This is a genomic window from Pantoea sp. (assembly GCF_032114055.1).
In the GTDB taxonomy this organism is placed as follows: Bacteria; Pseudomonadota; Gammaproteobacteria; order Enterobacterales; family Enterobacteriaceae; genus Pantoea.
This window is the reverse complement of record NZ_DAMCTB010000007.1, coordinates 91,049-104,938: the sequence shown is the minus strand read 5'-3', so window position 1 is coordinate 104,938 and position 13,890 is coordinate 91,049. Positions and strand designations below refer to the sequence as shown.

General features: G+C 58.2%; 10 protein-coding genes. 4 read left to right on the top strand and 6 right to left on the bottom strand.

Annotated features, from left to right (window positions below):
- Nucleotides 1-25 precede the first annotated feature (25 nt).
- Complete coding sequence (locus tag RT657_RS13225) at nt 26-1,036, bottom strand: Gfo/Idh/MocA family oxidoreductase (protein WP_313654996.1); 1,011 nt, start codon at nt 1,034-1,036, stop codon at nt 26-28.
- A 49-nt stretch (nt 1,037-1,085) separates the two neighbouring features.
- Nucleotides 1,086-3,026 carry a 3D-(3,5/4)-trihydroxycyclohexane-1,2-dione acylhydrolase (decyclizing) gene (gene iolD / locus RT657_RS13220; protein ID WP_313654995.1) on the bottom strand — a complete coding sequence of 647 codons (1,941 nt, stop codon included), beginning with the start codon at nt 3,024-3,026 and terminating at the stop codon, nt 1,086-1,088.
- Nucleotides 3,027-3,562: 536 nt separating this feature from the next.
- On the opposite strand from iolD, the gene iolC reads away from it, so the two are divergent.
- Both iolC and RT657_RS13210 read left to right on the top strand, forming a co-directional pair.
- A complete protein-coding gene (gene iolC / locus RT657_RS13215; RefSeq protein WP_313654994.1) occupies nt 3,563-5,476 on the top strand; it encodes a bifunctional 5-dehydro-2-deoxygluconokinase/5-dehydro-2-deoxyphosphogluconate aldolase in 1,914 nt (637 codons plus the stop codon).
- 468 nt (nt 5,477-5,944) lie between these two features.
- Nucleotides 5,945-6,787, top strand: a complete 843-nt coding sequence (locus RT657_RS13210; RefSeq protein WP_293773263.1) for a MurR/RpiR family transcriptional regulator — start codon at nt 5,945-5,947, stop codon at nt 6,785-6,787.
- Between the two features lie 72 nt (nt 6,788-6,859).
- On the opposite strand, the gene iolB is transcribed toward RT657_RS13210, so the two are convergent.
- Nucleotides 6,860-7,678, bottom strand: coding sequence for a 5-deoxy-glucuronate isomerase (gene iolB / locus RT657_RS13205; protein ID WP_313654992.1), 819 nt, complete (start codon nt 7,676-7,678; stop codon nt 6,860-6,862).
- A 117-nt stretch (nt 7,679-7,795) separates the two neighbouring features.
- Entirely contained in the window at nt 7,796-9,301 is a 1,506-nt protein-coding gene (locus RT657_RS13200) for a CoA-acylating methylmalonate-semialdehyde dehydrogenase (RefSeq protein WP_313654991.1), read from the bottom strand.
- A 422-nt stretch (nt 9,302-9,723) separates the two neighbouring features.
- Between RT657_RS13200 and RT657_RS13195 the strand changes: the two genes are divergently transcribed.
- Complete coding sequence (locus tag RT657_RS13195) at nt 9,724-10,539, top strand: TIM barrel protein (protein WP_313654990.1); 816 nt, start codon at nt 9,724-9,726, stop codon at nt 10,537-10,539.
- 63 nt (nt 10,540-10,602) lie between these two features.
- Here RT657_RS13195 and RT657_RS13190 read toward each other — a convergent pair whose 3' ends face one another.
- A complete protein-coding gene (locus tag RT657_RS13190) occupies nt 10,603-11,823 on the bottom strand; it encodes an MFS transporter (RefSeq protein ID WP_313654989.1) in 1,221 nt (406 codons plus the stop codon).
- Between the two features lie 286 nt (nt 11,824-12,109).
- On the opposite strand from RT657_RS13190, the gene RT657_RS13185 reads away from it, so the two are divergent.
- Complete coding sequence (locus RT657_RS13185; RefSeq protein WP_313654988.1) at nt 12,110-13,165, top strand: AI-2E family transporter; 1,056 nt, start codon at nt 12,110-12,112, stop codon at nt 13,163-13,165.
- Here RT657_RS13185 and RT657_RS13180 read toward each other — a convergent pair.
- Nucleotides 13,154-13,837 carry a FadR/GntR family transcriptional regulator gene (locus RT657_RS13180; RefSeq protein WP_313654987.1) on the bottom strand — a complete coding sequence of 228 codons (684 nt, stop codon included), beginning with the start codon at nt 13,835-13,837 and terminating at the stop codon, nt 13,154-13,156. The genes RT657_RS13185 and RT657_RS13180 overlap by 12 nt on opposite strands.
- Nucleotides 13,838-13,890 lie beyond the last annotated feature (53 nt).

Here is a 13,890-nt window from a genome sequence, read left to right as displayed (position 1 = left end):
TTCCCGGGCCGCATTCAGGGCGAAATCAGTTGTAAAAAGCAGGACGCGGCGGCATCTCTACCGGCTCAATGGCACCGCTGTTTTGCGCTTTGATGCAGGCATCTGCGGCCACGGAGGCCGCAAAACCATCCCAGGCGGACGGGCCGGTCAGCTGACCTGCCTGGATATCGTTGATAAACGCCTGCAGCTCAACGTCATAGGCCTCGATAAAGCGATCTTTCCAGTCCACCAGGATGGTATTCGACAGACGGGCATCTTTGCGCAGTTGCACCGAAGAGGGTTCCGGCAGACGGGCAATGCCCTCTTCGCCGACCACTTCGCACTGAATGTCATAGCCATACGCGCAGTTCACGAAGATCTCGACGTCGATGCGCACCCCTTTCTGAGTTTCAAACAGCACAATCTGCGGATCTTTAAGCTGACCGTGTGACTTCGACGTGACACGAGGGAAGATCACCTGCACCGTTTTGTAGTCATCGCTGGTCAGCCAGCGCAGCACGTCCAGTTCGTGGATCAGGGTATTGGTAATCGCCATCGGCGTGGTGTAGCTCTCCGGCACGGTCGGGTTGCGGTGCGCGCAGTGCAGCATCAGCGGCTCACCAATGTCGCCGTCGGTGATCACCTTTTTCAGCGCACGGTAGCCTGCATCGTAAGGACGCATAAAACCGACCTGTACCAGACGTTTTCCCGCCTTGATCTCCGCATCAACAACCCGGCGGCAGCCCTCGGCGCTCATCGCCAGCGGCTTCTCGCAGAACACCGGTTTACCGGCAGCAATTGCCGCCAGGGTAAACTCTTCATGGGTCGGGTCCCATGAGGTCACCAGCACCGCATCGACATCGGGCGACTGAATCACATCATGGCCGTTCTGAAACACCTCCGCCTCGATGTTCAGGCGCTGGAGTGCGGCACGCGCGCCGTCGACGTTAATGTCAGAGACGGCCACAACCCGGGCGCCCTGCAGCACATGGCTGCAGCGGCGAATATGTTCCTGACCAATTGCACCTGTACCGATAACACCAAGCCTTAAAGTCATAATCACACCTGTGTAGGGTTCGTACGGAGAAGAGGAAAAAGGGTTTTAATTAATACTTTCGTGCCTGGCCCAGATGGCTGTTGAGCTTTTCTGCCACCGCCTGCGCACGTTCAGTTTTCGAGGCCTGCGCCACGCCGACATGCCACCAGCTGAAATATTTGTGGATCATGGTTTTTGGCAGCACTTTGATGTCAATAAGGGTGGAAACCGTCTGGGTACGTGCATCTTCCAGCGCGGCGTTGAGTTCCTCCAGCGTGGTCACACGGTAGGTTTTACAGCCGTAACCGGCCGCAATCGCAGCAAAATCGACCGGGATGAAGCCGCCGTCCAGTCTGCCGCTCTCCGGGTTACGGAAGCGGAACTCGGTGCTGAAACTGTCCATGCCGTGTTCCATCTGCAGGTTATTGATGCAACCGTTGGTCATGTTATCCAGCAGCACCACATTGATCTTCGCGCCTTCCTGAACCGACGTGACCAGCTCAGAGTGCAGCATCATGAAGGAGCCGTCACCGACCAGCGCATAGACCTCACGCTGCGGCTGGGCCAGCTTCGCGCCCAGTGCTGCATTGACCTCGTAGCCCATGCAGGAGTAACCATATTCGACGTGATAGGCGTTGTAATCCCGGGTGCGCCAGACGCGCTGCAGGTCGCCCGGCAGACTGCCTGCGGCCGCCACAATCACGGCGTCTTCTGGCAGCTGCGCATTGAGGGTGCCGACTACGCTGCTCTGCGTCAGCAGGGACTTCGTCAGACGGCGAAATTCAGCGAACACCGCTGCGCGATCAAGATGGTCAGCGATCTCCGGCACAAAGTCGTCATCGTGACAGGCGACCTGATAGACGCGCTGCGTCTCCTCCAGCAGCTGGCGCTGCGCCTGTGCAATCTGGCTGCCCCAGTCGTTGCTGTAGTGCTGTGAGGCCAGGCCAGCCGTCAGCGCCGTCAGCCCCTCGCGGGCGTCGGCCAGCAGCTGGACACCATCCAGCTTATAGCTGTCAAAATTGCTGACGTTAACGTTCAGGAAGCTGACATCGGGATGCTGGAAAATCCATTTCGAGGCGGTGGTGAAGTCGGTATAGCGGGTGCCGATACCGATCACTAAGTCGGCCTCTTTCGCCAGCAGATTAGCAGCCAGCGAGCCGGTTTCACCGATACCGCCCAGATTCAGGGGATGGTCTGAAACCAGCGTACCTTTGCCCGCCTGCGTTTCAGCGAAAGGGATCTGATAGCGTTCAGCGAACTGGCGCAGCGCCTCGCCCGCTTCGGCGTATTTCACCCCGCCGCCGCAGATAATGATCGGTTTACGCTTACGGGTGATCAGCGTCAGCGCATCGGCCAGCTGTGCCGCTACGGGCAGACGACGATCCAGCCGGTGTACCCGTTTCTGGAAGAAATAGTCCGGATAATCCCAGGCTTCGCCCTGCACATCCTGCGGCAGCGACAGCGTTACTGCACCGGTTTCGGCCGGATCGGTCAGGACGCGCATGGCATTAATGCAGGCAGACATCAGCTGCTCGGGACGGCTGACGCGATCCCAGTATTTGCTGACGGCACGAAAAGCGTCGTTGGTGCTGATACTGAGATCGTAGCTCTGCTCGATCTGTTGCAGCACTGGATCGGGCTGGCGGGTAGCGAAGACATCGCCGGGCAGCAGTAGCAGCGGAATACGGTTGGCGGTCGCGGTCGCCGCCGCAGTGATCATATTGGCCGCGCCAGGGCCCACAGATGAGCTGCAGGCGATAATCTGACGACGCAGTGACTGGCGCGCGAAACCGGTGGCGGCGTGGGCCATGCCCTGCTCGTTGCGGCCCTGCCAGACCACCAGATCGCCGCTATCCTGCTCCAGCGCCTGGCCCAGCCCCAGCACGTTGCCGTGACCGAAGATGGCGAAGATGCCTTTGACAAACTTCGTTTCGACACCGTCCACATCAATAAACTGATTATCCAGAAATTTAACCAGCGCCTGTGCCGTGGTCAGTCTGATTGTGCCCATATTCATCCTTACATGCTGGTGGACCCCGACCTGCGCGACATCCCGCCTTATGTAGTCATCGACGGAACAGGCGACCGGAATAACTGAAACGTGAGGCGATTATAAACAAATATATTTTTCATAAAACATGATTACAGAAGAAACATTTCATTTTGCGAGTGAGATCAAATTTAGTCGCTGCAGCGGGTCTGGCGGGGGATACCGGCCGGGAAATCCGGAACGTTTTATTGTGCCGGAATCGGGATGAAAAAATTCGTTTCAGTCATGCAGGGTGCCCTGGCCACAGCGAGATTCCTGCGATCGCCCTCACAAGCCTGATATAACACGCCTCGCGATAGCCGTTCCCGCACCCGCAAGTAAGGATGAGGAGTTTTACCTGGTTCACATATTTGCGACAGATATTTCATTCTGTATTGTATATGGAATTTTTATTCCTCATACTGCCGCTACAGTCCGTCAGACATTCACAGACCCGGGAGCCGTGCGTGCGTGACTCGTTACACCCGCCCGGCTAATCACAGAAGGAAACCACAGGTATGCGTACAGAACAGAAGCCGCTTGATGTGATTTGTATCGGGCGAATAGCCGTTGATTTTTATGGCCAGCAGATTGGGGCGAGACTGGAAGATGTCACCTCTTTTGCGAAATACCTGGGAGGATCGTCTGGCAATGTCGCCTATGGCACGGCCATTCAGGGACTGAAATCGGCGATGCTGGCGCGCGTAGGTGATGAGCACAATGGCCGCTTTCTGCGCGAAGCGTTACAGCGTGTGGGCTGTAACACCGATGCGCTGATCACCGATCCCCGGCGTCTGACTGCCCTGGTCATCCTCGGTATTAAAGACGAAGAGACGTTCCCGCTGATTTTCTACCGTGACAACTGTGCCGACATGGGTTTAGTGCCGGAGGATATCGACGAGGCCTTTATTACCTCTTCCCGCGCGGTGGCGGTAACCGGTACTCATTTGTCCCATCCACAGACGCGGGCAGCGGTGCTGAAAGCGCTGGATATCGCCCGCCGTCACGGCCTGCGCACCGCGCTGGATATTGATTATCGTCCGGTATTGTGGGGGCTGACCTCGCCGGGCGATGGCGAAACCCGTTTCATTGAGTCCTCTCAGGTCACTCAGCAGCTTCAGGAAGTGGTGCACTATTTCGATCTGATCGTCGGCACCGAAGAGGAGTTTCATATTGCCGGTGGCAGCACCGACACCCTGACCGCGCTGAAGAATGTGCGTCAGGCGAGCCAGGCGACGCTGGTCTGCAAACGCGGTCCGCTGGGTTGCGTGGTGTTTGAGGGTGACATTCCGGATAGCTGGGACCAGACGCAACTGCACACAGGCGTACGGGTGGACGTGCTTAACGTGCTGGGTGCGGGCGACGCCTTTATGTCCGGCCTGCTGCGCGGCTGGCTGAACGATGAAGGCTGGGAACAGGCGTGCCGCTACGCCAACGCCTGCGGTGCGCTGGTGGTTTCCCGCCACGGCTGCGCGCCTGCCATGCCAACCAGAGCGGAGCTGGATGATTTCCTGAGCCGCGATGACGCGGTACAACGTCCCGATCTCGACCCTCGCCTCAACCACCTGCACCGCGTTACCACCCGCAGGCAGTCGTGGCCGGAGCTGAATGTCTTCGCCTTTGACCACCGTAAACAGCTGGCGGAGATGGCTCAGGAAGCAGGTGTCGATGAAAGCCGTATCCCGCCGCTGAAGCTGTTATTGCTGAAAGCCGCACAGCAGGCGGCGGAAGAGGCGGGATTAGAGAATAAAAGCGGTATTCTGGCCGATACCACGTACGGGCAGAAAACGCTGAATGCGATCACCGGTAAGAACTGGTGGATTGGTCGCCCGATCGAGCTGCCAGGCTCCCGTCCGCTGCGCCTGGAGCATGGCAACATCGGCTCTCAGCTGATCGACTGGCCTGCGGAGCACGTTGTAAAATGTCTGGTCTTTTATCATCCCCATGACAGCGCTGAACTGCGAAATGAGCAGGACGCGCTGCTGCTCGATGTCTGGAAGGGCTGTAACAAAAGTGGTCACGAGCTGCTGCTGGAGGTGATCCTCCCTGAGCACCATCCGGACAAGAGCGAGGCCTTTTACGTGGAGATGCTGAGCCACTTCTACAGCCTGGGCATTAAGCCTGACTGGTGGAAGCTGCCGCCGCTTTCAGCTGAATGCTGGCAGACAATTGGCAGCCTGATTGAGCAGCAGGACCCTTACTGTCGCGGCATTCTGCTGCTGGGTCTGGATGCGCCCGAAGAGAAGCTGAAAGCCGGTTTTGCAGCGGCAGCGAATGCGCCCTGGGTAAAAGGCTTCGCGGTAGGTCGCACCATCTTTGGTCAGCCTTCGCGCCAGTGGCTGCAGGGTGAGCTGGACGATGAGGCGCTGATTGAAACCGTGAAAGGCAATTATCTGCGCCTGATTGCGTACTGGCGCGCTGCCCGCGCCTGATTTCCTGTTCTGCCCGACGCCATCCCGGACGGGATGGCGTTAATCTTTCTGACCCTATCTGCGTGGGCTGCTGTGGACCCGTGCAGTCCCGGGGAATCGTCCGGCAGGACGCAGAAGCCGCTATCCCTGGCATGTCCGGCCCGCGACGCGCTCCTTTTCTGACCCCGCTCCCTGTTCATGAAGCGCATCCGTTGCTGCCAGACCCGATTTTTCAGCATTCTGTCGTCATCCAGCCTGAAGCGTGTTTTTACCCGCTATATCCTTCTTCACCGCAGACGTTCAGCGCTGGTTTTTACACGGTTAGTGCCTGCAAGGCAGCGCAACCCGGCAGGCTGGGCTAATCTGTGAACCATTTCATAAAGGCATGAAATAAACCGTGCTGCTGACGCAAACAAATGAAATTTTCCATCCATCTGGTACTATAGCGCTCATTATGCAGCCATTATTCTCAGGACATGGGCAGAATTGATGAACAATAATCCCACCCAACTTTCTCTGTTGCAGGACGATATTCGTCGCCGCTACGAAACACTGAGTAAGCGGCTTAAACAGGTTGCGCGCTACATCCTTGATAACAGTAACAGTATCGCCTTTGATACCGTCGCCTCGATTGCTCAGCAGGCCGATGTGCCGCCTTCTACGCTGATCCGCTTTGCCAATGCGTTTGGCTTCAGCGGCTTCAACGAAATGAAACAGGTTTTTCGTCAGCACCTGATGGAAGAGACGGTCAACTACACCGAGCGCGCACGCCTGTTCCGTCAGACCGCGACCGACGACAGTGCCAGTGCGCCGGAGAGCCCGGCGGAGATCCTGAATGTCTTTACCATGGTGAACAGCCAGGCGCTGCAGCAGCTGGCGATGCAGGTCAATCCGGAGCAGCTCAATAAAGCGGTGAAGCTGCTGAACGAGGCCGAGAATATTTATGTCATCGGCCTGCGCCGCTCTTTCAGCGTCGCCTCTTATCTGGTTTATGCACTGCGTCATCTGGAGCGCCGTGCGTTCCTGATTGATGGCCTGGGCGGAATGTTTACCGAGCAGCTCAGCCTGGTAAACCCGAAAGATGTGGTCATCGCGATCAGCTATTCACCTTATGCGCGTGAAGCGGTTGAAGTGGTGGAGATGGGAGCCAAACGCGGCGCACATCAAATCGCGATTACCGACAGCCAGGTCAGCCCGCTGGCCGCCTTCAGCGATGTCTGCTTTGTGGTGCGTGAGGCCCAGGTCGATGGCTTCCGTTCTCAGGTCGCCTCTCTCTGCCTGGCACAAACGCTGGCGGTTTCCCTGGCGCTGAACAACGCTGAAACCTCCTGACGCCAGCCTGTTCGCATAGCACAAAGGGCAGCCCCTGGGCTGCCCTTGTGACTGCCTGAAACCGTTCAGGCACTATTCCGTGCGTGGATAGGCGTCGCTGTTCACCCAGGCGTGATCGTGCTCCCAGCTGAATTTCCACAGCCGTACCGGCCCTGCCATCACGTTCAGATAGTAGTTGTTGTAACCCGCCAGCGTCGCCACCGGATGATAGCCGCGCGGCACCATCACCACGTCGCGATTGTAGGGGGCCATACAGACATCCAGCGAACGGTCGTCGGTGTAGACGCGCTGCATAGCAAAACCCGGCTCCGGATCGAAACGGTGATAGTAGGTCTCTTCCAGATAGGTTTCGTTTTCACTCTCTTCCTGGTCGTGCTTGTGGCTGGGATAAGAGCTGGTGTCGCCCTCATTGGTGTAGACCTCAACCACCAGCAGAGTGTCTGCCGGTTCACTGTCAGGCAGAATATTGTGAACCAGACGCTGATTACGGCCTTTTCCGCGATGTTCGACGCCGACATCTGCGGGTGCAATCAGGCGAGCCGGGAGGTTTCCCTGGCCGGGTGCGTTACAGACGGCCAGCTCGAGATCGCTGTCTGCAAAAACAACCACTTCATCATCATGCGGCACATAAACGGAATAGGGCGGCACACGCTCAAAGGGCGACATGCGCTGACCAATACCGGGAAACTCAGCATGGCGGGTTTTGACTGAAGCCAGCCCGGCAACCAGCACCAGGCACAGCTCTTTGTCGCCGCTGCTCAGGTGCAGGGTTTGCCCTTTTTTCAGCAGATAAGCATCAAAGCCAACATAACGCCAGCCTGCCCGCGCAGGCGTGACATGCTGGATACGGCCCTGCGCGTCAGGGGCCTGAGCTTTTGCCAGTAAAGACATCCTGATCCTCCTCTCTGTCACCATTAACGCTGCGGGACCTCGCGGCACAGTGCCAGCGAATAGCGCGACCGGCAGAGTAGCCTGCCGGTCGCGCATCCTGAACAGCGTGGAAATTGATTAACCTAACGTTGGCATACTGAACTCAGAGACGGTCTGCTGGCCGGAGGGCCAGCGCACGGTGGCGGTTTTCATGCGGGTATAGAAGCGCACCCCATCCGGCCCGTGGACATTGAGTGCGCCAAAGACGGAACGTTTCCAGCCGCCGAAACTGTGAAACGCCATCGGCACCGGCACCGGCACGTTGACGCCCACCATGCCCGCTTCAACGTTCTGCACAAATTCACGCGCGGTATGCCCGTTGCTGGTGAAAATCGCGCTGCCGTTACCAAACTCATGGCTGTTAACCAGCTGCAGCGCCTGGGAGTAGTCCGGCGCGCGCATGATGCTCAGCACCGGTCCGAAAATCTCCTCACGCCAGATCACCATGTCCGGAGTAACGTTATCGAACAGCGTGCCGCCGACGTAGTAGCCTTCGGCGTGGCCTTCAACCTGGACGTGACGGCCATCGACCACCAGCTTCGCCCCTTCCTGTTCGCCTTTGTCGATGTAACCCAGCACTTTTTTCTGATGCGCCGCCGAGACCACCGGTCCCATCTCATTCTCATCCGCGCCCTGATTCATGCCGGGACCGATGCGCAGCGCCTTCACCAGCGGCGTCAGGCGGGCAATCAGTTTGTCGGCCGTATCGTCGCCCACCGCGACCACGACCGGCAATGCCATGCAGCGCTCACCGGCCGAACCAAATGCCCCACCCATGATGGCGTTAACGGTGGCATCCAGGTCGGCATCCGGCATAACAATGGCGTGGTTTTTCGCCGCGCCAAACGCCTGAACGCGTTTGCCGTGTGCGCTGGCCGTTTTATAAATATGTTCTGCTACGCCCGACGAGCCGACGAAGCTGACCGCCGCAATACGGGGATCCTTATAGAGCTGTTCGGCATCGTCATTTGAGCTGTGGACCACGTTGAAGACCCCATCAGGCAGGCCCGCTTCGGTCAGCAGTTCAGCCATGCGCACCGAGGCCGACGGGTCCAGCGCCGGGGGCTTCAGGACAAAGGTGTTGCCGCAGGCCAGCGCGATCGGGAACATCCAGAGCGGCACCATCGCCGGAAAGTTAAACGGCGTAATCCCCGCCACCACACCAACCGGCTGCATCAGCGAAAAACTGTCCACACCGCCGCCGACGTTCGGCGAATATTCGCCTTTGAGCAAGTGCGGGATCCCGCAGGCAAACTCAATGACTTCAATGCCGCGCGTCAGTTCGCCCAGCGCATCTGACCAGACTTTGCCATGTTCAGAAACAATCAGCGCCGCCAGCTCATCGCGATGCTGCTCCATCAGGGCTTTAAAGTTGAACAGAACGCGGGCGCGACGCAGCGGCGAGGTTTTCGACCAGTCGGCAAAGGCCTGATGGGCCACACCAATTGCCTGGGCTACTTCATCAGCGGTGCTTTGCGTCAGTTCGCGGATAACGTTTCCCGTGGCGGGATCGTAAACAGGAATGGTTTCGTTGCTGGCGCTGAGGGTGGTTTTACCACCAATGAAGTTACCTATGATCGTCATGATGTTGCCTCTTTAAATGGTGAAGTTCCCTGCAGACGGCCCCTGCAACCTGCCACGCTGCCTGACCAGGCAAACCTGAAAGCGTGGTACGAAGCTATTACAGTGGAATAAATTTTTCAAATAGTTATTTTTGGAAAATTTACTTTTAGCGGCACAGATCGCATTTTCTCTGCCGCTCTCGCGCTGAACAGCGCCTGTTGCCCGCAGGCCGCCATCCCCGGGCAACACCTGCCTCGCCGGGCCATTACCGGCGCGCGGATAAACCTGACTGCTGCCAGGCCCGTCTGGTTATCAGGCCTCTGCCTGGACTACGATAAATAATTAATGCGAGACCGATCTAAAAATTACCATTCCACAATTAACAATTAATGAAATAAATGTTTTCTTTAGCCCCATCCCCTCTCCCTTCCTGGAGTCATTGCATGGCTATCGATCCCACCCGTTTCTGTATTAATCGTAAAATTGCACCCCGGCTTTCACTGGAAGCTTTTTTCCAGCTGGTTCAACGCCTGGGACTGAATAAAGTTGAACTGCGCAATGACATGCCGGGAGGCAGCGTCACTGATGACCTCAGCGTCGACCAGCTACGGGCGCTGACCGACAGATATCAGATTGATATCGTCACCATTAATGCGCTCTATCCGTTTAACCGCATCGATGACGATCTGCTTGAACGCGCGGAGGCGCTGCTTCAGACAGCACAGCAGATTGGCGCCAGGGCGCTGGTGATGTGTCCGCTGAATGAGGGTGTCGTCCTCTCTCCTCAGCAGACCCAAGCGGCGATGCAGCAACTGGCACCGCGCTTTGCGCATTACGGCATTCAGGGACTGGTGGAGCCGCTGGGTTTCCCTGTCAGTTCGCTGCGTTCAGGCGTAGAAACCCAGCAGCTTATCGCGGCGGCAGGCGTGCCCTTTAAGCTGTTGCTGGACACCTTCCATCATCATCTCTTTGAGGAAGCGGAACAGACGTTTTCAACGGACATTGACGTGACACAGATTGGGCTGGTGCATCTGTCTGGCGTGGAAGATCGACGTCCGACCGCCGAACTTACCGATGAGGAGCGGATCATGCTGAGTGACAAGGATGTGCTGAAAAGCGTGGAGCAGGTCAGACGCCTGGAGAGGCTGGGCTATAAAGGAATCTACGCCTTTGAACCTTTCTCCAGCCAGCTTAACAGCTGGACCCCGGCAGAAACTGAACGCCAGATCCGCCACAGTATTGAGCTGTTGCAGGCCTGAGTGCGGCGTTGTGCAGGCCGCGGGCGGGGGAGACTACAGGGCGAACCGCCGCCCTGCCCGCTGCTAGTCTGAAGCTCCATCTGCCGCCTGCGGCGCCTGACGCCGCTGCAGGCGCAGCGTGCAGAAAAACGCAACACAGACCAGCAGCGCCGTCAGCAGATAGACGCGGGAGACGCCGGCGTAGGTCATGATGAATCCGGCCAGCGGGCCGGTAATGCCCAGCGAGAGATCCATAAAGGCGGTATAGGTTGCCAGCGCGCTGCCCTGGTTCTGCTGCGGCATCACCTTTACGGCTACCACCCCCAGCGCCGGAAACACCAGTGAGAATCCGGCCCCGGTCAGAAAGGCGCCCGCTTTAGCCATCCAGGGCTCGCCTGCTGCAGCGACCAGAAACAGCCCGGCAGCTTCAACGGCCAGGCAGACGCTGGCGACCCGCAGACCGCCGTGACGGTTAATGGCATTCGGGAAAAGCAGGCGCGCGCCGACGAAAGCGCCGCTGAACAGAGAGAGGGCAAAGGCGGCCCCTTCCCAGCCTCTCTCCTGATAGAACAGCGTAATAAAGGTGGCGATGACGCCAAACCCGGCCGAGCCCATCGCCAGAATGGCACCAAAACCAGCGACCTTGCCCAGTACCGCCCGAAACGGCAGCGGTCTGGCCCGGCTCGCTTTCACCGCCGGGCGCGGCACCGCGCAGGCGATGCCCACGACGCAGATAGCCACAATCACCAGCGAGAGCCACAGCAGCCCGCCCGCACGGAATATCATGACGCCCAGCGGCGCGCCTATCGCCATCGCGCCGTAGGTGACGATGCCGTTCCACGAGATGACACGGCCGATGTGCAGCGAACCGACCCGCGCCACGCCCCATAGCGAGGTGCCGGTACCGGTAAAACTCTGGCCCACGCCCAGAATCAGCCTGCCCAGACAAAGCAGCGTCAGGCTTACCAGCGGCGAGGCGATCAGCGCCGCCAGCAGAATACACAGCCCACTGATCAGACAGCCCACCAGGCCCGTCACCACCACTTTTTTGGGCCCCCAGAGATCGGCATAGCGTCCGGCATGCGGTCGGCTCAGCAGCGTCGCCACATACTGCAGGCTGATGACGAGCCCGGCCCAGAACGCGCTGAAGCCCAGTTGCTCATGAACCCATCCCGGCAACACTGCCAGCGGCAGACCAATAGTGAGATAACTGACAAAGTTGTAGGCTACGATCGAGAGGATCAGCAGAGAGATGCTCAGGTTTCCGGCTGGCGTATTCGGTTCCGCTGCAGGCTGTTCAGGCATGTGTCCTCACGCGCATATTTGGCTGAATGATAAGGTTTATCTTTTCACTATACCTGCTTTCATCACCGGTGCATCAGAATGGCCCGGCAATCGGGTGGCTGGCCCTGCCCCATCAGGCCGCCGTTAATCGGAAAACCTTCCTGCCAGTGCGACCGCAACAACAGACCAGGGTGGCGCTGATTCGCCAGCCGTTCTGCCGTTGTGATTTACCGTTTCTCTGATAAATCAGCTTGTTAATTTTCTTTCAGCTAAACTGGTAAAGCCAATTGACGTCACGGGAGAGGGCATGAGCGAGCTGCAGCGGGAAAAGATCGGGCAAAATATTCTGATTAAACTGGCGATGCTGGTCATCATCCTCGCTGGTATCCGGGCTGCGTCCGATATTCTGGTCCCGCTTCTGCTGGCGGCTTTCTTTGCTATTGTCCTCAATCCGCTGGTCACGATGCTGATGCGACGGGGCTTTCGTCGCGGACTGGCGATCGGGCTGGTGATCACGGTAATTTTCTGTGTAATCGTCCTGCTGGGTGCGGTCATCGCCAGCTCGATGAGCGAGTTTTACGATCTCTACCCGCAACTGCGCGCCACCATGGAGCAGAAAATGACGGTGCTGCAACATCTGGCTGCGGGCTTTCATCTCAATATTTCCACCAATGCGCTGGTTCAGCATTTCGATCCGAATACCATGATGAACCTGGCCAGAGCGGCGCTGAGCGGCTTTTCCGGCGCGATGACCAACACCGTCCTGCTGGTGCTGACCGTGGTTTTTATGCTGTTTGAGGTCCACCACCTGCCTTACAAAATGCGTAACGCGCTGGTGAACCCGAAAATCCGCATCGCCGGGCTGCATAAGGCGCTGAAAGGGGTCACCCACTATCTGGCACTGAAAACCCTGGTGAGCCTGATTACCGGGCTGTCGGTCTGGCTGACGCTCTTTCTGCTGGATGTGAAGTTCGCACTGCTGTGGGCCGTTGTGGCGTTTATCCTCAACTTTATTCCCAACATTGGCCCGATTATCGCCGGGATTCCGCCTTTCCTGCAGGCGCTGCTGCTGAACAGCCTGTTTGATGCGGCGATGGTGGCGGCGCTGTTTACCGCAATCCACATGGTGTTCGGTAACATGCTGGAACCACGTCTGATGGGACGCGGGCTTGGCCTGTCGACACTGGTGGTGTTCCTGTCGCTGGTGTTCTGGGGCTGGCTGCTGGGGCCGGTCGGCATGCTGCTCTCGGTGCCGCTCACCAGCATCACTAAAATCCTGATGGAAACCACACCAGGTGGCAGCCGTCTGGCGATCATGCTGGGTACAGGCAGACCGAAGCGGGCGCGCGGATTAACCAAGTAGCTGCTGCTGAACGTGCTGCAGATGGCGCGCCATCGCCTGGCGGGCTGCCGGTTCATCACCCGCGACAATCGCCTGAGCGATCTGCTGATGATCGTCATTCATCCCCTGCGCGACGCTATTATCGGCAAAATAGCGTTCCAGTCGCTGCACATGCGGGCTGTAGCGCCGGTTCCACAGCTGCTCCAGCATCTCACGCAGCAGATCGTTACCGCTCATCTCGCTGATTAACAAATGAAAGCGTTTATCCTGCGCCAGAAAAGCCGCATCGTTCTCATTGTGCTGCTGCAGTTCTGCGGCCAGCGCCAGCAGTGCTGCCCGCTGCGCATCGGTACCATGACGGGCCGCCAGGCCCGCCAGCATCGCCTCAAATGCCTCACGCGCCTGCAGAAGGTCCTGCAGACTGCAGGTTTCACGCTCCTGCGGCATGGCGCGCTGCGGCAGCGGCTGTGCAACAAAGACGCCAGTGCCGGTGCGGATGTCGACCCAGCCGGTCATCTCCAGTGCAATCAGTGCCTCACGCACGGACGAGCGGCTGACGCCCAGCTGCTTTGCCAGCTCGCGCTCCGGCGGCAACAGCCCTCCCGCCACAAAGTCGCCGCGCGCGATACCCTCCATGATGGCGTTAGCAATCTGGCGATAAAGACGCTCAGTTTTGATTACCGTCAGGCTCATTAGCCTCTCCTTTATTCTGCTTAACGCCCGTTACGGCCGCTGCAGTTTGTCAC